This window comes from Lactobacillus intestinalis, from assembly GCF_024397795.1.
GTDB classification, from domain to species: domain Bacteria; phylum Bacillota; class Bacilli; order Lactobacillales; family Lactobacillaceae; genus Lactobacillus; species Lactobacillus intestinalis.
The window spans coordinates 769,469-792,387 of record NZ_CP072983.1; the positions used below are offsets into that span (position 1 = coordinate 769,469).

Annotated in this window: 18 protein-coding genes and 1 pseudogene; 16 read left to right on the forward strand and 3 right to left on the reverse strand. The window is 36.6% G+C overall.

Features of this window, described 5'->3' with window-relative positions:
• Positions 1-4 precede the first annotated feature (4 nt).
• The 15 genes and pseudogenes from KBW87_RS03535 (at position 5) to KBW87_RS03605 (ending at position 16,611) form a co-directional block, all read left to right on the forward strand.
• On the forward strand, positions 5-370 hold the full coding sequence (locus tag KBW87_RS03535) for a ribosome-binding factor A (RefSeq protein WP_004042924.1): 366 nt from the start codon (positions 5-7) through the stop codon (positions 368-370).
• A gap of 59 nt (positions 371-429) precedes the next feature.
• A complete protein-coding gene (gene truB, locus KBW87_RS03540) occupies positions 430-1,323 on the forward strand; it encodes a tRNA pseudouridine(55) synthase TruB (RefSeq protein WP_057810582.1) in 894 nt (297 codons plus the stop codon).
• A 19-nt stretch (positions 1,324-1,342) separates the two neighbouring features.
• Positions 1,343-2,287, forward strand: coding sequence for a riboflavin biosynthesis protein RibF (ribF, locus tag KBW87_RS03545; protein WP_057810583.1), 945 nt, complete (start codon positions 1,343-1,345; stop codon positions 2,285-2,287).
• A gap of 243 nt (positions 2,288-2,530) precedes the next feature.
• Positions 2,531-3,106: pseudogene (locus tag KBW87_RS03550) on the forward strand (ATP-binding cassette domain-containing protein); the annotation flags it as partial.
• A gap of 149 nt (positions 3,107-3,255) precedes the next feature.
• A complete protein-coding gene (locus tag KBW87_RS03555) occupies positions 3,256-4,611 on the forward strand; it encodes an RNA-guided endonuclease TnpB family protein (RefSeq protein WP_255807232.1) in 1,356 nt (451 codons plus the stop codon).
• Between the two features lie 221 nt (positions 4,612-4,832).
• Positions 4,833-5,882, forward strand: coding sequence for a heat-inducible transcriptional repressor HrcA (gene hrcA, locus KBW87_RS03560; protein ID WP_057810945.1), 1,050 nt, complete (start codon positions 4,833-4,835; stop codon positions 5,880-5,882).
• A 12-nt stretch (positions 5,883-5,894) separates the two neighbouring features.
• Positions 5,895-6,470: a nucleotide exchange factor GrpE gene (gene grpE, locus KBW87_RS03565; protein WP_057810947.1), complete on the forward strand. Its 576-nt coding sequence runs from the start codon at positions 5,895-5,897 to the stop codon at positions 6,468-6,470.
• A gap of 16 nt (positions 6,471-6,486) precedes the next feature.
• A complete protein-coding gene (gene dnaK, locus KBW87_RS03570; RefSeq protein WP_057810948.1) occupies positions 6,487-8,337 on the forward strand; it encodes a molecular chaperone DnaK in 1,851 nt (616 codons plus the stop codon).
• 79 nt (positions 8,338-8,416) lie between these two features.
• Positions 8,417-9,568: a molecular chaperone DnaJ gene (gene dnaJ, locus KBW87_RS03575; protein WP_057810950.1), complete on the forward strand. Its 1,152-nt coding sequence runs from the start codon at positions 8,417-8,419 to the stop codon at positions 9,566-9,568.
• Between the two features lie 116 nt (positions 9,569-9,684).
• On the forward strand, positions 9,685-11,523 hold the full coding sequence (gene lepA, locus KBW87_RS03580; protein ID WP_004042905.1) for a translation elongation factor 4: 1,839 nt from the start codon (positions 9,685-9,687) through the stop codon (positions 11,521-11,523).
• Positions 11,524-11,526: 3 nt separating this feature from the next.
• A complete protein-coding gene (locus KBW87_RS03585; protein ID WP_057810952.1) occupies positions 11,527-12,216 on the forward strand; it encodes a class A sortase in 690 nt (229 codons plus the stop codon).
• On the forward strand, positions 12,216-14,477 hold the full coding sequence (gene recJ / locus KBW87_RS03590) for a single-stranded-DNA-specific exonuclease RecJ (protein ID WP_057810954.1): 2,262 nt from the start codon (positions 12,216-12,218) through the stop codon (positions 14,475-14,477). The genes KBW87_RS03585 and recJ overlap by 1 nt, the downstream gene beginning before the upstream one ends.
• A 103-nt stretch (positions 14,478-14,580) precedes the next feature.
• Positions 14,581-15,108: an adenine phosphoribosyltransferase gene (locus KBW87_RS03595; protein ID WP_004045033.1), complete on the forward strand. Its 528-nt coding sequence runs from the start codon at positions 14,581-14,583 to the stop codon at positions 15,106-15,108.
• A 72-nt stretch (positions 15,109-15,180) separates the two neighbouring features.
• Complete coding sequence (locus KBW87_RS03600) at positions 15,181-16,005, forward strand: triphosphoribosyl-dephospho-CoA synthase (protein ID WP_057811294.1); 825 nt, start codon at positions 15,181-15,183, stop codon at positions 16,003-16,005.
• A gap of 84 nt (positions 16,006-16,089) precedes the next feature.
• Positions 16,090-16,611, forward strand: coding sequence for a GNAT family N-acetyltransferase (locus tag KBW87_RS03605; protein WP_004042894.1), 522 nt, complete (start codon positions 16,090-16,092; stop codon positions 16,609-16,611).
• Positions 16,612-16,651: 40 nt separating this feature from the next.
• Here KBW87_RS03605 and cls read toward each other — a convergent pair whose 3' ends face one another.
• On the reverse strand, positions 16,652-18,136 hold the full coding sequence (gene cls, locus KBW87_RS03610; protein ID WP_057810956.1) for a cardiolipin synthase: 1,485 nt from the start codon (positions 18,134-18,136) through the stop codon (positions 16,652-16,654).
• A gap of 87 nt (positions 18,137-18,223) precedes the next feature.
• Positions 18,224-20,497 (reverse strand): HAD-IC family P-type ATPase, encoded by a 2,274-nt coding sequence (locus tag KBW87_RS03615; RefSeq protein WP_057810958.1) that lies wholly within the window; start codon positions 20,495-20,497, stop codon positions 18,224-18,226.
• A 123-nt stretch (positions 20,498-20,620) separates the two neighbouring features.
• Between KBW87_RS03615 and KBW87_RS03620 the strand changes: the two genes are divergently transcribed.
• Entirely contained in the window at positions 20,621-21,469 is an 849-nt protein-coding gene (locus tag KBW87_RS03620; RefSeq protein WP_057810960.1) for a LysR family transcriptional regulator, read from the forward strand.
• Between the two features lie 65 nt (positions 21,470-21,534).
• Here the strand turns inward: KBW87_RS03620 and eno are convergent, their stop codons facing one another.
• Positions 21,535-22,821 carry a phosphopyruvate hydratase gene (gene eno / locus KBW87_RS03625; RefSeq protein WP_004045025.1) on the reverse strand — a complete coding sequence of 429 codons (1,287 nt, stop codon included), beginning with the start codon at positions 22,819-22,821 and terminating at the stop codon, positions 21,535-21,537.
• Between the last annotated feature and the right edge of the window lie 98 nt (positions 22,822-22,919).

The window sequence follows — 22,919 nt, forward strand, 5'->3', positions numbered from 1 at the left end:
AAACATGAAACATAGAGTAGGTCGTGTTGAAGGAGAAATCCTTCGCGAATTGACTAAAATTTTGCAAAAGGATATTCGCGATCCTCGTTTGAGTGATGTTACTATTACTGCTGTAGAATGCACTAATGATCTTTCTTATGCTACTGTATACTACAGTTTACTTACAGAAGATCCAGAAAAAGAAAAAGAAGTTAGTGAAGCTTTAGATAAGGCTAAAGGAATGATGCGACACTTGCTTGGTCAAGTATTAACAGTATATAAAGTTCCTGAACTAATTTTTAAGCGTGATAACTCGGTTAAGTATGGTAGTAAAATTGACCGTTTAATTGCTGAAGTAAGAAAGCAAGATCAAGAACGGAATAGTAAGTAAAAGAAAAGGGCGCCATCAAGGCGCCTTTTTTATTTAATAAACAAGAAACAGGGAAATTTATGTTAAATGGAATTATAGTTATTGATAAAGATAAAGGCATGACTAGTGCTGACGTGGTTTATCATTTAAGAAAAGCATTGCATATTAAAAAAATTGGACATGCAGGAACTTTAGATCCTGAAGTAACGGGAGTTTTACCGATTGCAATTGGTCAAGCAACTAAATTAATTGAATTAATGCACACACGTCCCAAGGCCTATACAGGGAGCGGTCTATTTGGATATGCCACTGATAGTTATGATACGGATGGAAAAACTTTAAAAGAAAATAAATTAGATCATCCTTTTACTAAAGATGAAATTCGATCTGCGATGCATACTTTTGAAGGGAAAATTGTTCAAGTGCCACCGATCTATTCTGCGGTAAAAGTTAATGGAAAACGCTTGTATGAATATGCTCGTGAAGGAATTGAAGTAGAACGGCCTAAGCGGGAAGTAGAGGTAAGAAAATACGAATTAATTAATGAACCAAAGTTTAATCCGCAAACAGGCTATCAAAAATTTGATTTTGATATTGAATGTAGTAAGGGGACCTATGTAAGATCTTTGGTAAATGATTTAGGGGAAAAATTAAATCAACCAGCAGTTATGACCTACTTACGCAGAACTGCAAGTTCTGGCTTTGATTTGAGCCAAGCTGTAAAACTAAGTGAAGTAGAAAATAATCCTGGAGAAGTAGAAAAACTCATTCAACCCATTGATGCCTTTTTTAAGGATTATGAAACTATTGATTTAAATCAAGGACAATGGCTAAAAGTTCAAAATGGAGCTACCATTTCTTTGAAAACGCATGCAAAAAAAGTGGCATTACGCTACAATAATAGAGTTAAAGCAATTTATCGTAATGCAGGCCATTATTATCGCCCAGAGTTAATGCTGCTCAAGAATGAATAAGTAGAACGAAGGAAATATTGTGCAAGTTATCCATTTACCTTATCCAGTTAAGTCAAATATTATACCAAGTAAAATAATTTTAGTACTAGGCTTTTTTGATGGTGTCCATTTAGGTCATCAACATTTAATTACTGTGGCTAAAGATATTGCTCAAGAAAAAAAGCTCCCTTTGGCTGTTATGACTTTTGACCGTCATCCTCGAGAAGTTTATGCAAATAAATTTAATTTTAAGTACATAGATACCATTGATGAAAAGGCTGAAAAAATGGCTAATTTGGGGGTGGATTATTTATTAATTGCACCCTTTACTGAAGGATTCAGCAAGATTTCAGGTCAAGAATTTGTTGATAATGTAATTGTTAAATTAAATGCAGATACTGTCGTAGCTGGATTTGATTATACTTATGGTCCTAAGAAGATAGCCAATATGGATAATTTACCTAAATTTGCTAAAGAGCGTTTTCAAATTGTTAAAGTTGCAAAACAAACTTTTAGTGGTCAAAAAATTGGGTCGACTGTAATTCGCAAAGCTATTAAAAATGGTGAAATGGAAGAAGCTTATGACTTACTAGGACATCATTACCAGATGAGCGGTACGATTGGTCATGGAGAAAGAAATGGTCATAAGATTGGTTTTCCGACTGCTAATTTAGTCTGGGATAAGAAAAAAGTTGTGCCTAAAATTGGTGTATATGCCACTAAAACTAAAATTGATGGTAAATGGTATGATTCAATGACGAGTGTAGGCTATAATTTAACGACTGGCCAAGAGCGGAGAATTTATATTGAATCACATTTGTTTAATTTTGATAAAGAAGCTTATGGCGAGAAAATGACCATTAAATGGTATTTGTATACTCGTGGTGAAGTAAAATTTGCTAGTTTAGATGAGCTAAAGGAGCAATTGAAGCGAGATGAGAACCAAATCAAGGCTTATTTTGCAGAAATTGACTCTAAAAAATAGCTTGGCAAAACTTTAAGCTTATGATATATTAAACTTATCAGTTAAAGTTCATTTAAGAAAGAAGGGTAGCCGGTGCGTTTTTAATCTTGTAATTAGACATAGTTAGATAAAAGTCCGTATTTTTAGACGGAGAGACTATGTACTTTTAACAAGATTGAATGCACGATTATCTTTTTCTCTAAAATAAAAGAGAGTCACACTTGTTAAAAGGTGCAGACTCTCTTTTTGTATGGAGATGATTTGATGAGCAATATAAAAATTAGCAATCTTTCTTTTAGATATGATACTAACAATGAAAATATTTTTGAAAATTTAAATTTGAATTTAGATAGTTCCTGGAAACTTGGCTTAGTAGGAAGAAACGGAAGAGGGAAAACCACCTTTCTTAATTTGCTTCGCCAAAAATTAAAAGGGATTGGCAAAATTCAAACTAGACTTCGGTTCTCGTATTTTCCGATGGAAATCGTAAATCCTAAAGGGATTACTTTCTATGAACTTCAAGATAAATTAAATTTTGAAGAATGGGAATTAGAACGTGAACTTAATTTAATGAAAGTTGATCCCAATTTGATTTGGCAACCTTTTGATACTTTGAGTGGTGGAGAACAGACAAAGATTTTATTAGCCGCTTCATTTGTAGATTCAGATTCTTTTCCTTTAATTGATGAACCAACGAATCATTTAGATGAAGAAGGTCGACGTCAAATAGCAGAATATCTTTTTGGTCATGACGAGGGATATATTGTGGTGAGTCATGATCGGAATTTTTTAAATCACATCACAGATCATATATTGGCAATTGAAAGTGGTGAAATTCATTGATTTCTCCTTCTAGGTTGATTAAGCGAGGATACCCTGGATTTTAATCCGGGGAGGAATTGCACTTTCAGCCTTTTTATATTTTGTCTTTTTCTCCTCTAATTTCTATGATATAATCATTTTCAAACGCTTGTTTGGAGGTAGATAATTTGGATCAGGCAGTAACGATTAAAGCCAAGCTCCTTAATATTGATGATCAAACTACCCACGCTTTTATAAAAACCATGACTGCATACAGAGATGCCTGCAACTTCGTCTCACAGTATGTTTTTGACCATGATTTTGAGTTTCGATTTTCTCAGCTAAATCAAGCCCTTTATCATGATTTGAGAGACCTGTTTGGGCTCAAAAGTCAAATGGCTCAATCGGTTATCAGAAATGTTGTTGCCCGCTATAAAACAATCAAAACCCAATTGAAGCAAACACCGTTTCGCTATAATACTGGGGAAAAAGATGCGCAGGGCCATGCTATCTGGTCGCGGATTCCGCGTGATCTCACTTGGCTTTGGCGTCCAGTTAAGTTTAAGCGTCTTCAGCTTGATCTTCAGCGCAATCGCGACTGGTCTTATTTAAATACAAGCAGCCAGCTTTCTTTGAATACCTTAATGGGGAGAAAGAAAGTTGATTTTGTCTGCAAAAATTTCGACCAGTATCTTGATGCTAGCCGTTGGAAGTTTGGCTCAATTAAGCTGCTTCAGTTCAAAAATAATTGGTATATCCACCTTAGTGCGACGATGTCCCTTCCTGAATATGAATTAAAGCAGACCCAGCATATCGTTGGGATTGATCGCGGTCTGCGCTTTTTGGCTGCCTGCTATGACGAACAGGGCCAGACTCTGCTTTGCAGCGGACAAAAAGTATTGCGCACCAGGCGCAAATATAAGAAACTCCGTGCTCAGCTTCAAGCCAAAGACACTAAGTCTGCCAAGCGAAGACTTAAAAAGATCGGTCAGCGAGAGAACCGTTTTATAAGCGATGTTAATCATCGCCTTACCAAGACACTCGTTGATCATTACGGTCCCAATACTATCTTTGCTTTAGAAGACTTAACCAATGTCCGCTTTGCGACTGAGAAAGCTGCCAAAAAGCGTCGCTATGAAATGGTTTCTTGGACTTTTTACCAGTTTGAGCAGTTTTTAGCTTACAAAGCTAATTTGAATTCTTCAACTGTTGTTAAAGTTTCTCCCAGATTTACCAGCCAGCGCTGTCCTAAGTGCGGAAGAATCCGTAAGGAGAACCGCAACCATGAGTTGCACCTCTACATTTGTGATGAGTGCGGCTACAAATCTAATGACGATCGCTTAGCGGCCATGAATATCCAGTTCTTGGGCGAACAGTACCATAAAGGTGTTAAAATACCTAAATTTACTAAATTAAGATCTGCCGAGCAAACTTGGCAGGTAAACGGGTATCGTCAACTGTCCGACGATGCAGCCTCGGAGGCGGAAGTCGCAAGACGCTATAACCGCTATCTAGTAAAAATAGATGAGAGCTGCAAACCCTAGAATTTATTCTAGGGTAGTTGATCTTCTTAAAGAATTCAAACCAGCAATGCTTTTGATTGAACACGATCCTTATTTTATTAAGGAAGTAGCTGATCAAGTAATTGAGTTGTGAAAAATATTTCAAAAAAATTAGCAGTCAGCTTGATATCGTGCTAGTTTTTAGTATAATGGTATTTGTTAGCACCTAATAGATGAGAGTGCTAAAAGTGAGGGCGATATTTATGTTGACCGAACGTCAAGAATTAATTTTAAAAACAATTATTCAAGATTTCACACAAGATCATGAACCTGTTGGTTCAAAGACAGTGATGAAACAATTACCAATTAAGGTATCAAGTGCAACAATTCGGAATGAAATGGCAACGCTAGAAGAGAAAAGGTTGATCGAAAAAACTCACTCTTCAAGTGGTCGGATTCCATCAAGTGAAGGGTATCGTTATTATCTTGACAATTTAGTCGAGCCATTACGTTTACCTGAAAACGTTTATGATAAAATTGTTTATCAATTAGATCGACCATTTCATCAAGTGAATGAAATTGTGCAAGAAGCTGCTAAGATTTTATCGGATTTGACGAATTATACTGCTTTTGCAGAAGGTCCCGAAAATCACGGTGTGACTGTTACAGGATTTAGAATTGTACCATTGTCGAACAGACAAATTATGGCAATTTTGGTAACCAGTGATGGTAATGTTCAAAATCAAGTTTATGCTTTACCACATCACATTCATGGGGATGAAATTGAAAAAGCCGTTCGGATGATTAATGATGAGCTAGTGGGGAAGAGTTTGAAAGAAATTACCCCAACTTTATTAAAAGGTCTAGCTAATCAGCAAATTGCCGGTACTCATTCAGCTGAACTCCTTAGTTTAGTTGAAGATGTTATTAAAGATGCGGCCAGTGAGCAGATGTATGTGGATGGTCAGATCAATTTGTTGAATAATAGCTCTGAGAAGAATGTGAATGACATTCGCTCGCTTTATGAATTAGTTGATCATAATGATCTGATTTCAAACTTGATGGGTGATTGTGAAAAGGTTGCTTCGCCGGATCTTCCAGTTCAAGTAACGTTAGGATCAGAACTTCCTAATGATTTATTGAAAAATTATAGTTTGGTAACTGCCAGATATAATGTGGGAGAACATGGTGAAGGTACAATTGCACTACTTGGTCCAACGAATATGCCATATTCGCAAATGATTGGGTTACTTGAATATTTTAGAAACGAGCTAGCCAAGAAATTGCTCGATTACTACGGAAGGTTTCAATAGAGGGGGTTAGCTGTGAGTAAAGAAGAATTTCCAAGCGAAAAGAATTTAGATGAAAAAGATACTGCTCCTAAAAAGAAAGTGGAGGAAACTCCAAAGGCTAACAAGGAGACAGATAATAAAGAAGATCAAAAATTAGCTAAGCAAATTGCTGAATTAGAAGCTAAAAACAAGGAACTTGAAGATAAGTATCTACGCAGTGAAGCTGAAATCCAAAACATGCAAAACCGTTACTCAAAGGAACGAGCTCAACTTATTAAATATGAATCTCAAAGTTTGGCTAAAGATGTTTTGCCTGCAATGGATAACCTAGAACGTGCTTTAGGCGTTAAGGTTGACGATGAAGCATCTAAGCAATTGAAAAAGGGTGTCCAAATGACCCTTGATTCACTTATCAAGGCCATGAAAGATCATGGTATTGTTGAAATTGAGGCTGATGGCGTAGAGTTTGATCCGACATTACATCAAGCTGTTCAAACTGTAGCAGCTGAAAATGATGATCAAAAAGATCACGTTGTTCAGGTTTTACAAAAAGGATATCAATACAAGGACCGTACATTGAGACCAACTATGGTTGTTGTTGCTCAATAGAAAGGGAGATTTATTAATGTCAAAAGTTATCGGTATTGACCTTGGAACTACTAACTCTGCAGTAGCAGTTCTTGAAGGTAAAGAACCTAAAATTATTACTAACCCAGAGGGTAATCGTACTACTCCATCTGTAGTTGCATTTAAAGATGGTGAAATTCAAGTCGGTGAGGTTGCTAAGCGTCAAGCTATTACTAACCCTAATACGATTGTTTCAATCAAGCGTCACATGGGTGAAGCTGACTATAAGGTTAAAGTAGGAGACAAAAGTTACACACCACAAGAAATTTCCGCAATGATTTTGCAATACATCAAGAAATTTTCTGAAGATTACTTAGGTGAAGAAGTTACAGATGCAGTTATTACTGTACCTGCTTACTTTAATGATGCTCAACGTCAAGCTACTAAAGATGCTGGTAAGATTGCTGGCTTAAATGTTCAAAGAATTATTAACGAACCAACTGCTTCAGCTTTAGCATATGGTCTTGATAAAGATGAAGACGATGAAAAAGTTTTAGTATATGACCTTGGTGGTGGTACTTTTGATGTTTCTGTTCTTCAATTAGGGGACGGTGTCTTCCAAGTACTTTCAACTAATGGTGATACTCACCTTGGTGGGGATGACTTTGATAACCGTATCATGGATTGGCTTATCAAGAACTTTAAGGATGAAAATGGTGTTGACTTGTCTAAGGATAAGATGGCACTTCAACGTTTAAAGGATGCCGCTGAAAAGGCTAAGAAGGATTTGTCAGGTGTATCAAGCACTCACATTTCACTTCCATTCATTTCTGCTGGCGAATCTGGTCCACTTCACCTTGAAGCTGACTTAACTCGTGCTAAGTTTGATGAATTGACTAATGATTTAGTTGAAAAGACTAAGATTCCATTTGACAATGCATTAAAGGATGCCGGTCTTACTGTTAACGACATTGATAAAGTTATTTTAAATGGTGGTTCAACTCGTATTCCTGCAGTTCAAAAGGCTGTTAAGGAATGGGCTGGAAAAGAACCTGACCACTCAATTAACCCAGATGAAGCTGTAGCCCTTGGTGCCGCAATTCAAGGTGGGGTTATCTCAGGGGACGTTAAGGATATTGTTTTGTTGGATGTTACTCCACTATCACTTGGTATTGAAACCATGGGTGGTGTCTTCACTAAGTTAATTGATAGAAACACTACTATTCCAACCTCAAAGAGTCAAATCTTCTCAACTGCAGCTGATAACCAACCAGCCGTAGATGTTCACGTTTTACAAGGTGAACGTCCAATGGCAGCTGATGATAAGACACTTGGACGCTTTGAATTAACTGATATTCCACCTGCACCACGTGGTGTTCCTCAAATTCAAGTTACCTTTGATATCGATAAAAACGGTATTGTAAATGTATCTGCTAAGGATATGGGAACTGGTAAGGAACAAAAGATTACCATTAAGAGTTCATCTGGTTTGTCAGATGAAGAAATCAAGCGCATGCAAAAAGACGCTGAAGAACACGCTGAAGAAGATAAGAAGCGTAAAGAAGAAGTTGACTTACGTAATGAAGTTGACCAATTAATCTTTACTACTGAAAAGACCTTGAAAGAAACTAAGGGTAAGGTATCTGATGAAGATACTAAGAAGGTTCAAGATGCACTTGATGACTTGAAGAAAGCTCAAAAAGACAACAACTTGGACGAAATGAAAGAAAAGAAGGATGCTTTATCTAAGGCTGCTCAAGACTTAGCTGTTAAGCTTTACCAACAAAATGGTGGTGCTCAAGGTGCTGCTGGTCAAGCTGGCCCTCAAGGTCCACAAGGTGGCAACCCAAATGATAACAATGGTGGCACTCAAGATGGTACTTTCCATAAAGTAGACCCAGACAAGTAATGGGTTTATAATTTGAATAACCTATTAAGAAAAGAACTGCTTAATGGTAGTTCTTTTCTTTTGAATGTAAGGAGTTTTAATTTTGGCACAAGATTATTACAAAACTCTTGGTGTGGATCGTAATGCGAGCGACCAAGAGATTAGTAAAGCATATCGTAAATTAGCTAAAAAGTATCACCCAGATTTGAATCATGAGCCAGGAGCCGAAGAAAAGTATAAAGAAGTTAATGAAGCTTATGAAGTACTTCATGATAAGCAAAAGCGTGCCCAGTATGATCAATTTGGATCTGCTGGTGTAAACGGTCAAGGCGGCTTTGGCGGTGCTGGTCAAGGTGCATATGGCGGCCAAGGCTTTGGTGGGTTTAGTGATTTTGGTGATATCTTTAACGATTTCTTTGGTGGAGCTAGCCAACAAAGACAAGTAGATCCAACTGCTCCTCAACGTGGTCAAGACCTGGATTATACTTTAACTATTGATTTCATGGATGCGATTAAAGGTAAAAAGACTCAAGTTAGTTATACCCGTAGCGAAACTTGTGAAACTTGTGGTGGAAACGGCTGTGAAAAGGGTACTCATCCAATTACTTGTGATAAGTGTCATGGTACGGGTTATATGACTGTTACTCAACAATCACTGCTTGGCATGATTCGTCGTCAAACAGTTTGTGACAAGTGCCAAGGTCGCGGCGTAATTATTGAACATCCATGTAACACTTGCCATGGTAAGGGAACTGTTGATAAGACTAATACGATTGAAGTTGATATTCCAGCTGGTATTGATAATGGTCAACAACTTCGTTATGAAGGTCAAGGTGAAGCTGGTAAAAATGGTGGACCTTACGGAGACTTGTACATTAGTTATCGTATTAAGCCATCTAAAGAATTTGAAAGACGTGGTAATACAATCTATACCACTATTCCAATTTCATTTGCGCAAGCAACTTTGGGTGATGAAATTAAGGTTAAGACTGTGCATGGGGATGTAGATTTAAAGATTCCAGCAGGTACTCAACCTAATAAGAAATTTACCATTAAGGGTGAAGGAGTTCCTTATCTTAGAGGAAATGGCAATGGTGATCAAATTACCACTGTTGAAGTTAAGATTCCAAAACATGTCAATGAAAAGCAAAAAGAAGCTTTAGTTGACTTTGTAAAGGCTAGTGGGGAATCTATTACTCCTCAAGGAAAAGGCTTCTTTGAAAGACTTAAAGATAAGCTGAATGGTGATTAGTCAAAATGTCTCAATACTCTGTAGTTAGTATTGAGACATTTTTCGTTTTTGATTTCATCTCTTTTCAATGCTTTGATATAATTAATAAAAGAAGAATTAAAGGGTGCATGTAATTTATGGATTTAGAAAAATTAAAAGACTATCAAAAACATATTCGTAACTTTTCAATTGTTGCCCATATTGATCATGGTAAGTCAACAATTGCCGATAGAATTTTGGAATTAACCGATACGGTTTCGGAAAGACAATTAAAAAATCAAATGCTTGATGATATGCCACTGGAACGTCAACGTGGAATTACAATCAAGATGAACTCAGTTGAAGTTAAATATCATGCAAAAGATGGAGAAGATTATATTTTCCACTTAATTGATACACCAGGACACGTGGACTTTTCCTATGAAGTTTCTCGATCTTTGGCTGCTTGTGAAGGGGCACTTTTAGTTGTTGATGCTTCACAAGGTGTGCAAGCTCAGACTTTGGCTAATACTTATTTGGCTATTGATGACGATTTGGAAATTTTACCGGTTATTAATAAGATCGATTTACCATCTGCGGATCCGGATAATGCTAAAGAGGAAATTGAAGAAATGCTGGGCTTAGATGCTTCTGATGCAGTTGAAGTTTCAGGGAAAACTGGCCAAGGAATTGCTGAAATGCTTGAAAAAATTGTTACTGATATTCCAGCTCCTACAGGCGATTTGCAAGCTCCGCTTAAAGCTTTGATTTTTGACTCAAAATATGATGATTATCGAGGGGTAGTTTTATCAGTTAGAATTGAGGATGGAACGGTTAAGCCTGGTGATCAGATTCAAATTATGAATACTGGTAAAACATATGAAGTAACTGAAGTCGGTGTTTCCAGTCCCCATCCCGTTAAAAAAGATATTTTAGTAGCGGGGGATGTAGGTTATTTAACGGCTAATATAAAATCAGTTCGTGAAACTCGAGTAGGTGATACGATTACTGATGCCAATAATCCAACAGCAGAACCACTTCCAGGCTATCGTCAAATTCCACCAATGGTTTACTCAGGTATGTATCCGGTTGATAATCGCGACTATGATGATTTAAAGGAAGCTCTTCAAAAATTGCAATTAAATGATGCGGCTTTGGAATTTGAGCCTGAAACTTCTACTGCTTTAGGTTTTGGATTCCGTTGTGGCTTCTTAGGATTGCTTCACATGGATGTTGTGCAGGAACGCCTAGAGCAAGAATTTGGTCTGGATTTGATTATGACGGCACCGAGTGTTGACTACCATGCAATTATGAATGATGGGACAACTAAGGTGATTGATAATCCATCCGATTTGCCAGATGCTGGTGAATATAAAGAAGTACAAGAACCTTATGTTAAAGCTGAAATTATGGTCCCAAATGATTTTGTCGGTCCTGTAATGGAGCTTTGTCAACGTAAGCGTGGTGAATTTGTCACGATGGATTATCTTGATAAGTATCGTGTAAATGTCATTTATAATATGCCGTTAGCTGAAATTATTTTTGACTTTTTTGATGATTTAAAATCTTCAACTAAGGGTTATGCCTCACTTGATTATGAAATTACCGGTTATCGGGCAACTGATTTAGTTAAGATTGATATCTTACTTAACAAGGAACCGATTGATGCCTTGAGTTTTATTGCTCATAGAAGTGAAGCCCAGGATCGTGCTCGTCAAATGACATCAATGCTTAAAAAGCTTATCCCAAGACAAAACTTTGAAGTGGATATTCAAGGTGCTATTGGAGCTAAGATTATTTCTCGTGCCACTATTAAGCCATATCGTAAAGACGTTACTTGGAAGATTCACACTGGTGACCCAGATAGACGTGCTAAGCTTCTTGAAAAGCAGAAGCGTGGAAAGAAGCGGATGAAGGCTGTGGGCCGAGTAGAAGTGCCACAAGATGCCTTTATGGCTGTTCTTAAGATGAATGATGATGACATTAAGGGGAAGTAGACCATGGCTGAAAATAAGAAGAAGCGAAATGTTGGTCAAATTCTTTTAAGAATTGCAGCCATCATTCTGTTAATTGTTGGTTTAATTCTCATCTTTAATCGACAAATTCGGAATCAAATGGTGCGACAAAATCAATCTAAAGCACTAGGTTCATTAACTGCTGAAAAGATTGAAAAAAACCAAAAAAAGAAAGGGATGTATGACTTTAGCAAAGTTAAAGAAATTGACTTCGCCCAAGTTACACGTTCTCAAGTTAAAAATAATTCTGATGCCATTGGAGCAATGGCTATTCCTGATATAAACATGTATTTACCAGTCATGCTTGGATTGTCAGATGATGCAATGTCAACTGGCGGAGGAACCATGCGTGATGGAGAAGTGATGGGTCAAGGTAACTTTGCTTTAGCAGGTCACTATATGACTTCTAAAGGAGTGCTTTTTTCACCGCTAGAAGATTCAAAAAAAGGTCAATTAATTTATTTGACTAATTTAAAGAAGATTTTTGTTTATAAAATCTATATGAAAAAGAAAGTTAATCCATACGCTGTCTGGCTAGTTAACAACACTAAAAAGCCAATTGTAACTTTAATTACGTGTGCTGATGGTGGAGTTAATCGCTGGGCTGTACGAGGAAATTTGATTAAGACTGAACAGGCAACGAATAAGAATTTACAGGTGTTTAAACTTAAATAATGAAGTGGAAACAAAGAAATGCGGAGCCGTTAGATCCTAACTTAATTCAAGAATATCAACTTAGTCCAATTGCGGCTAAGTTGTTTTCTTTGCGGGGAATTAATACGGCTGAAAAATTGGATTTTTGGTTTAATAGTAGTGAAGAGGATTTGGCAGATCCCTCATTAATGCATGATCTTGATAAGGCGGTTGAGCGAATTAATCAAGCGATTGACAGAGGAGAAAAAATTACTATTTATGGGGATTATGATGCTGATGGAATTACTTCAACTGCAATTATGGTGGAAACTCTAGGTATTCTAGGTGCTGATGTGCACTATTTTATTCCTAACCGCTTTAAAGAGGGATATGGTCCAAATCTTGATAACTATAAAAAGATTGTTGCAGATGGAACTAAACTCATTATTACGGTAGATAATGGGGTAACCGGCGTCGATGAAGTAGCTTATGCTAAAACAGAAGGTGTCGATACGATTATTACCGATCATCATACTTTCCAAGAAAAAGTGCCAGATTCTTATGCTTTAGTTCATTGCAATTATCCAGGTCAAACTTATCCTTTTGATGATTATTGTGGGGCTGGTGTAGCTTATACACTTTGCCGGAAGTTAATGGAAGATCCTTTACCAGAATTACTCGATTTAGTGATGATTGGGACCATTGGGGATATGGTTAAGGTGAGTGGAGAAGGTCATATTATTGTTAAGCGTGGTTTGGAAATCTTCAATCGTACCGATCGACCAGGATTGCGTGCTTTGGTTAAAAATGCTGGCCTTAAACTAGGAAATTTAGATGAAACCGATATTGGTTTTAATATTTCTCCGCGTCTAAATGCAACTGGACGCCTAGATAATGCAAGTTTAGCTGTAGAATTGCTTTTAGCAGATGATGAGTTTGAAGCTAAACAATTGGCCGATAAAATTGAAGAGTTAAACAATAAACGGCGTGAACTCACCCAAGAAGTTTATAAAAGCTGTTTAAATCAGGTTAAGATGAACAATTGGCAAAGAAGTAATACCCTAGTTTTATATGATCCTGATTTTCATGAGGGGGTTTTAGGTTTAGTTGCTAATAAAATTGCTACTACTCTGCATAAGCCAACTCTTGTTTTAACTAAAAATGATCAAGGTGAGGTTAAGGGTTCTGGCCGCTCAGGTAAAAACTTTAATTTGTTTAACGCTTTGAATCCATTAAAGAAATTATTTACTAAATTTGGTGGTCATGATTTTGCCTGTGGCCTATCAATGACTGAAGATAAGATTCCTGAGTTGCGTGAAAAGCTAGAGAGTGGTTTTCATGTTGAGCAAGAAAGCGCAGAAGAGTATGATTTTGAACTCCCTCTAAAAGATTTGTCTTTAGACACTCTGGAGCAAATAAATCAGGCGGGACCTTTTGGTACTGATAATCCTAAACCAGTTTTTAGTGTTTCTGATTTTCAAATTAAAAACTTTATTCGAATGGGTCAGGAGAAGAATCATATTCGCTTTAATGCGGTAAAAGATGATGGTTCTCTTACTGTGGTAGGTTTTAACAAAGATTATTTAGATAATGATCTTTTACCTTTTATTTCAAAGGTATTTGTAGAATTAAATCGCAATACTTATAAGAATAAAGTTAGTTTACAAGCCATTATGAAAGGCGTTGATTTTGCAGCTCCGAAATTAGCTGTGCCAGCACCAATAATCGATTTGCGTAATGAAAGTTATGTTATGGGCTTTGCGGATCGTTATTTGCTTTTCAATGAGAAAAATATTCCAGCTGTTGAAAATTTAGGAATTGATCCAGAAAAAATCACTTTAGTTAAAGATTACGATCAAGCAGATGAAGTAGTTGTTTTGCTGGATACACCAAAAAACAAGATTGAATTGGACCAAGCTTTACAAAATAATTATCAGCAACTATATTTGCGCTTTTTACTCGATCAGCTTCCCGTAGAAAAGCTTCCTGCTAAATCTTATTTCGGAAAAGTGTTAAAGTATATTTATGCCCATCCCACTTTAAAACCGCAAGATTATCAAGCAGTAGCTCCTTATTTGGGCTTAGACTATGATAGTGTATTGTTCATTTTACGTGTCTTTTTTGAATTGGGCTTTGTTAAGTTAGATGATGATAAGTTAGTAGGAGTTAAACATCCCCAGAAGAAGCCCCTATCTCAATCTAAATACTTGCTTGCAACTAATTCTCAAATTAAATTTGTTAATGAATTGCGGCATATGTCAACGACTACTTTATTAAACTACATTGATCAGCTTAGAAATTAATAATTTGGCTGTTTTAAGTGTTTTTATGCGAAAAATCTGTTAAAATATAACAGTCAAAAGTGTTTTTAATGAACACAAAGATTTATGGAGGTTTTTTCTTCTTATGGCAATTGATTTTAAAGAACATATCGCAAGCGTTCAGGATTTTCCAAATAAAGGAATTGTTTTCCGTGATATTACGCCAATTTTGCAAGATGGTGAACTTTATCGCGCAGCAACTCATGAATTAGCAGAATATGCAAAGAGCAGAAATGCTGATGTTATCGTGGGTCCTGAAGCAAGAGGATTTATTGTAGGTTGTCCAGTTGCAACTGAGTTGGGTGTTGGTTTTGTTCCAGCTAGAAAGCCACACAAGTTGCCACGAGAAGTAGAACGTGCTTCATATGATCTAGAATACGGTTCTAACAGCTTAGAAATGCATAAAGATGCAATCAAGCCAGGTCAAAGAGTAGTTCTTTGTGATGATTTATTAGCAACTGCTGGTACCTTAAGAGCTTCAAAAGAATTAATTGAAAATCTTGGTGGTAAACTCGTTGGAGCTGCTTTTTACATTGAATTGCCAGACCTTAAGGGCCGTGAAAAGTTACCAGATTTAGATATTTACTCTCTTGTACAATATCATGGTGCTTAATTAATCAACAGAAATAGTAAAGATAAAACTTCAAGGAAAAATTTCTTGGAGTTTTATTTTTTAGGTAAAAATATGATAAAAGAAATTGTAGATAATGCTTTAAAGGCGCTTCTTTATGAAGCTGTAACTTTGCCAAAACCTGGTTTGGTTGATCCAGTCGATCAGGGTTCACATCCAGATATGGATATTTATACTTTTATTGATAGCAGTGTAGCATTGGCCCCATACTTAAATAAAGCCGCGCAGATTGGTGAAGAGTTTAAGGGGCACAACTTAACTCAAATGTTTCAAAAGTTGCGACAAGAGGGTTTTTTAGCCGAAACAGAGATGTTGAGGGCAACTCAAGCTATTAATACGCATAAAGGTGCAATTTTTTCTTTAGGGATATTTGTATGTGCGCAAAGTTATGCGAAAAAACATGAGCAAGATATTTTTGAAGTTATTAAAAAAATGTGTCGAGGATTAATTCATCATGATTTAAGTACCTTAAATAAAAAGCACTTAACTGCAGGTGAAGAGCAATATGTAAAATATCAAATTGGAGGCGTCCGTGAACTTGCTGAAAGGGGATATCCAATTGTGAGGGATAGCAGTCTACCATATTTAAAAATGAGTCAGGGGACAATTAATCAGCGCTTATTAGATACTCTAATGAAAATTGCAAGTCAGGCCGATGATACAACCTTTGTTAAAAGGGCTCAAGGAAGACAGACACTAGCTTGGCTTCATGAAATAAGTGAAAAATTTTTGAAATTAGGTGGGAGTAAAACCCAAGCGGGGATGCAATTTTTGAAAGAGGAAAATGCGATTTTTAAAGAACACGACTATACAATTGGAGGGTGTGCTGATTTATTAATCGTGACCATCTTTATGGCTTTAGAGGAAAATAGTTTGTAAAAAATAAGCACTATCTTTTTACAAGTTAAGTATTTTCATATATAATATTTACCGTTATAAAAAATAAAGGGAAGTGTGAAGAATATGCAACTAAGACAAGCTACGATGGCTGATTTTGATCAAATTATGACTATTCTTAAGGATGGCGCCAACCAATTGGCTGAAAGAGGCGTAGAGCAATGGCAAGGGGATTATCCTTCACCAGATCAAATCAAAGAAGATATTGAAAATGGCTGGGCTTACTTGGCTGTTTCTCAAGATGGTGAAACTGTTGGTGCAATTGCTATTGTTCCTTCGCCAGATCATTCTTATGATAAGCTTGATGGTAAGTGGTTACTTGATACGGAAAACTACTTGGTAATTCATAGAGTAGCTATTCACTCAAATCATGCAGGGAAAGGTTATGCTACTAAGCTTTTAACTGAGGTTATCAATTATATTAAAGAGCATCGATCAGATATCGATTCAATTAGAATTGATACTCATGAAGATAATAAGGCAATGCAACATTTAATTGATAAGATGGGCTTTACCCGTGTCGGAACTTTGCATGGTGTTTATCGACCTGATGAAACTTCATATGTTTATGAACTAAAAACTAAATAATGAAAAAGATGATCTTTGAATTAGAAGATCATCTTTTTTATTATAAAATCGGAGATAGTAGTCTGGAGAAATATTGTTTAAATTTGCGCCATCTACTTTGTTTGTCGAAGTATTCATTAGTCATCAAAGTTGAAACTTTTAAATCTTCTTCAAAGATCTTCTTCAACTTTTTAGTCAATTCAGGACTATAGTTAAAAGCATTTACTTCAAAATTTAAACTGTAGCTTCGATAGTCTTGATTTGCAGATCCTACAGAAGAGATGTTAGAACCACTGACGACAGTTTTTGCATGAATAAAACCATTATTGTACTTATAAACTTTTACCCCGTTTTCAGTTAAATATTTAGCATAATATTCAGTTGCTCGATAAACAAAGGGATGATCTGGCATACATGGAACCATGATGCGCACATCAACGCCGCTTTTGGCAGCAATGATTAAAGCTTCCAAAATGGATGGTTCTGGGATCAAATACGGAGTTTGAATGTAGATATATTCTTTGGCGGTGGCAATAATGCCTTCATATCCACGGCGAATAGCAAAATCTTGACTATCAGGCCCCGAAGAAACAATCTGCATTGCTACATCATTTTTAGATGAAGGACGCTTTAACTTAATATGCTCCAAATTATCAAGAGGATATTTAGGTAGATGAGATTTCCGACAGGAAGTATTCCAATCCATGGCGAATCTAAATTCCATCATGATGGGAGCTTGCCCGACAACCCGCATGTGAGTATCACGCCAATGGCCGAATTTTGGTGATTTGTCAACGTATTGATCACCAATGTTAAATCCACCTATATAACCAATTGTATGGTCGATAATCACTAATTTACGATGCAAATGATAGTTTAAACGAGGTGTACGAATTTTATATTTACTTGAACTTGAAATGAATGGCTGTGCCTCACCGCCTAATTTTCGTAAATTGCTAAAAAATCGTGCCTTAGTACCGTGCGACCCGTTAGCATCATAAAGTACACGTACTTTAACGCCACGTTTTGCGGCAGCTTCTAGCGCGGATAAAACGCGATGACCTAATTCATCGGAATAAAAAGTATAAAATTCTACATCAACAAACTCTTTTGCCTGATTGATATTAGCAATTATATTATCGAATAGGTCATTACCATCTGTAAAAAGTTCAACTTGATTATCTAAGGTTAAAATTGCTTTATCATTGTTTAAATTTAAATCTGTCAGCATGCGCGCTCGTTTTTCTTGATCCGCTTTTGGAAGTAGATCATGTTCTTCTAAACGCTTACGCTGTTTTTCCAAATAGCGCTCTTGGACTTCTTGTTGCGCTTTTTTCATTGCAAAAATCTCGTCATGAGATAGTTGCCTCCCCAAAAATAAATAAATGATAAATCCAATTACTGGAAAAACTGATAGAACTAATAACCACGCCCAGGTTGAAGCAATATCGCGCCGACTTCTAAATACGGTCCAGATAGCTAATCCAATATTGATTACCCACAGTACCTCGATGATGCGTCTAATCACATCCCATGTCCAAATCATTTTCTCTCACTCTTTTCTTGAAACGCTATTAGTTATTTTAGCAGAATCAGGGCAAAAAAAAGAAGCCAATATTGACTTCTTTTGAGCTTAACGATTTTTCATAATAGGTTGATAGAACAAATCGATGACAATTGCAGCAATTAAAGCAATTACAAAAGTAAGTAGTAAATTAGTCCAACTAATTTGAGTCATTGCAATACCAAACAATGCTAAGATGAAAGTGATTAGGACATCGGCAATTTGAACACTTCCAACTAATTTAGATGGATAATCTTGCCAGAAGTATTTGCGAGTTCTGGTAATGAGCACAATTAACATCGCACTTAATACCAAGTAAACATACACTATTGTTGAAACCGTTCCATGACTGAAACCATGAGTGTTCAAATACCAAACAAACAGCATTCCAATTACAGTCCAACCAGCAGCAAGAGAGAAGGCTATCTTAGCAAGTTTTGCCATGTTCCAACTTTCTGGTTTATAAGTAATGTGTGTCCGGTCAGTTCCGATCATCATGGTTACCATGTTATTCATGATGGTGTAGATAACCATTGCATTTAAAGCCATTGGTAAATAATCAAAGAAGAGATAGCCAAAAGTCAAAAGCATTGTTAATTCAGCAGTTCTAGAAAGTTTGGTTAAAGACCAAGTGGTCATTCTTTGGTAAACACGGTGACCAGCATCTAAAATCTTAATAATAGAAGTAAGACCATCGTTAAGTAAAACCATCTTTCCTGATCTTTTAGCAACGTCTGCGGCATTAGACATGGCAATTCCGACTTCAGCTTGCTTTAAAGCAGGAGCATCATTAACCCCGTCACCGGTCATTCCAACAATATAGCCTTTTTCTTGGAAGAGTTTAACCATATTAAGCTTATCTTCTGGTAAAACATCAGCAATTCCAGCTAGGGTAGAAACATCAGTATTATCATTAAAATCATGAATAGAGATTACTTTACCTTCAAGATCAACTTCTTGAGCAACGGCTTCGGCAGTTTTTTGGTTATCACCAGTTAACATAATTGGACGAATTCCGCGCTTTTTGATCTCATTTAAAGCTTTCTTAGAATCTGGTCTAACTTTATCTTGTAAAATAAAGACCCCGGCAAGCTTGTCATCAATTAAAACAGCTACTGAACGACCAGCTTTAAAGTTAACATGGCTAATTTTTTCGTTCGCGTTTTTATCAATTAAAGATAATTGCTTAAATGATCCTAATTTTACATTATGACCGTCAACTTCAGCTATTGAATAACCTGTATCAGAAGTAAAAGGAACAAATTTAGATTTATCCTTAATAACTAAACCTTTATCTACAATATAGTCATCAATAGCAGTATCAATAATGCTTGGATTTCTTTGGTCAGTGGCAGCACCAGCAAGTTCTAAAACTTCCTTATTGTCTAAATCACTAAAATTATTCCAATTTGCAACGGCGGTCTTATTTTCGGTAATCGTGCCTGTCTTATCAAGTAAAAGTAGGTTTAGGTTGGCGGCATCTTGAATACCAGTCAAATCAGAAGTTAAAACTCCTTCTTTGCTTAAACGAGTAGCCTCAAATGAGTTGGAGAGGGCAAAAGTAGAAGGCATTGCCACAGGAATTGAAGCGATAAACATCATCGCTAAGAATGGCAACATATCAATAAAAGTCTTAAAGTCCCCACCTTTGATAAAGGAAGCAATGATAATTACTAAAGTTAAAATTCCGTCGAGTAAACAAAGGTAATAAATAATTTTAGTCAATAATTGCTGTAAGTGACCTGGAGCGGCAGAATTATTGATTAGGTTGATAGTTTTACCTGAGCGAGAATTTTTACCAGTAGCAGTCACAGTAGCTAATCCGTCGCCACGTACAACTGTGGTTCCCGCATAAGCTTCTGCACCGATATGCTTTTTAACGGCGTCTGATTCGCCGGTAATTGAACTTTCATCAAAAGCCAAATCACCGCTCATAATTTTAACATCGGCTGCTAAAACATCTCCCGCTTGTAAACTGACTAAATCTCCCACCACAAGTTCTTTAGAGTTTAACTTGATCCATTTGCCATCTCGTTTAACAGCAACGGTTGGCGTTAATTTGTGAGAAATATTGTCGAGTACTCTTCGTGATTGTTTCTTTTTAGAAGCACCATTCCAAGCTGCGAATAACAGCATCGCTAAAACAAACAAGGCTTGAATTCGTTTGCCTAAAATAAATTCAAGAATTAATGCACCCTCAAGAATCCAAGCAGATAAATTCCATAATTTTCCTGCGAATTCTTTCCAGAAATTATACTTTGGTTCAGGCACTTCATTAAGACCATCTTTTTTAAGCCTTTTTTCGGCTTCGGCCTGAGTTAAACCGGTTAATTTTTCTGTCATATTACAACCCCTTCATTTTTATTCCAATGTATAAATTAGCATAGATATTGCTTAGATGAAAATATTTACTTACAATAACTTATATAAAAATATTTAATAACTGAAGGTCCTGAAAATAATTTTATGAATTTAAAACAATTACGTTACTTTTTAACTGTAGCTCAAGAAAAGCAAATTACTGCAGCCGCCAAAAGATTATATATTGCTCAGCCACCGCTTAGTTACCAGTTAAAGCAGTTAGAAAAAGAATTAGAAGTTAAGCTTTTTATTCGAACTGCTCATGGAATTGAGTTGACTGATGCAGGAAGAGAACTTGAGAGCTATGCAGAAAAAATTTTAGATTTAGCAGAAACTGCAAAAGATCAGGTTCATAAAACGGCCCAGGGAGAATTAGGAACAATAAAAATTGGATCAGCTTCTTCTTCGGCTAATGTTTTACCTTCATCTGATTTTAAAAAACTTGCTGAATATTATCCTAATATAAATTTTGATGTTTATGAAGAAAATACTTTTGGTGTATTGGAAAAACTAGATAATGGCACAATTGATCTGGGAATTGTAAGAACACCATTTAATCATCATGGCATTGAGAGTAAAACATTAACTAGTGAGAATATGGTAGTTGTTACTAAAGATCAAAAATTTTTAACTCAAGGCCCAATTATCATTAAGAAACTTCAAAAAAAGCCTTTAATTATTTATCGCCGCTTTGAAGAAATCTTTAATCAAAGTTTTGCCCATGCTGGGATTAAGCCTTTTTATGCTGTAAAATGTGATGATTCACGTACAGCTATTTTGTGGGCTCAACAGGGGATGGGGTATGCTTTAGTGCCAGAAACAATTGCCCAACTTTATGCTAGAGATCAATTCGTTGTAATAAAACATAATAGCTGGAAAACTCATTTGCAACTAGTATGGCGCAAAGGGAAGAGGTCTTCATTGATTCAACGAATAATTGACTTATTTAATTAATAATCAAAACAAAGGTAGAAAAAAAGAAGCTCATTACGAGCTTCTTTTTTATTAAACTAATTAAATTAGTCTAAGTCAACGTTGTCTGGGAAGAATGCAAGACGTTCGCCCTTACCAAGTTCTTCTTCGATTTCAAGCAAACGGTTGTACTTTTCAACACGTTCTGAACGAGCTGGAGCACCAGTCTTCAATTGACCACCGTTGATAGCAACAGCTAAGTCAGCGATGAAAGTGTCACCAGTTTCACCTGAACGGTGAGAAATCATAGTGTTGTAACCATTCTTACGTGAAATACGGATGGTTTCAAGAGTTTCAGTAACAGTACCGATTTGGTTCAACTTGATCAATGAAGCGTTACCAGCACCTTCGTGAATAGCCTTCTTCAAAAGCTTAGGGTTAGTACAAATGAAGTCGTCAAGAACGATTTGGATACGGTCCTTGTGGCTAGCAGTGAACTTAACCATACCTTCAACGTCGTTTTCGTCGTATGGGTCTTCCATAGAAATTAATTCTGGGAATTCGTCAAGCAACTTGTCGTAGTAGTCTGCTAATTCTTCATCAGTTAATACCTTACCTTCAAGGTGGTACTTACCGTCTTCCTTGTTGTAGAAGTATGAAGCAGCACAGTCACAAGCAATAGCGATATCTTCACCTGGCTTGTAACCAGCCTTGATGATTGATTCGTGTAAAGCCTTCAAAGCTTCTTCTGAGTTCTTCATGTTAGGAGCGAAACCACCTTCGTCACCTAAACCAGTTTCGTAACCCATGTCTTCAAGAACTTTCTTCAAAGTGTGGTATACGTTAACGATCTTTTCAAAACCATCACGGAATGAAGTCTTAGCAACTGGAGTGATCATGAATTCTTGAATGTCGATACCGTTGTCTGCGTGTTCACCACCGTTGATAACGTTGTGGAAAGTTTGTGGCATTTCAAGGTCAGTACCGCCAAGGTAACGGTATAAAGGTTGGTTAGTATCCTTAGCAGCTGCAACTGCAGTAGCCATAGATACACCTAAAATAGCGTTAGCACCAAGACGACCCTTGTTTGGAGTACCATCTAAAGCGATCATAACAGCGTCAATGTTTGCTTGGTCATGTGGGTCTAAGCCCTTCAAAGCATCGTTAATTTCAGTGTTAACGTTGTTAACAGCCTTCATAACGCCCTTACCACCAAGACGTGAACCACCGTCACGTAATTCAACGGCTTCGTTTTCACCAGTTGAAGCACCTGAAGGAACTTCAGCCTTACCTACAACACCGTTTGAAAGGGTAACGTGAACTTCAACAGTTGGGTTACCACGTGAGTCAAAAATTTCAAGTGCATGAACATTTTCAATGACTGATTTTAACATCAAAAAACCTCCTAAAATATGTATGACATCATACCGGTTTAAAGTATAACATCATCTCAGAGCTATTTGCTCTTTTACACTTCAAATTTTAGCTTAAC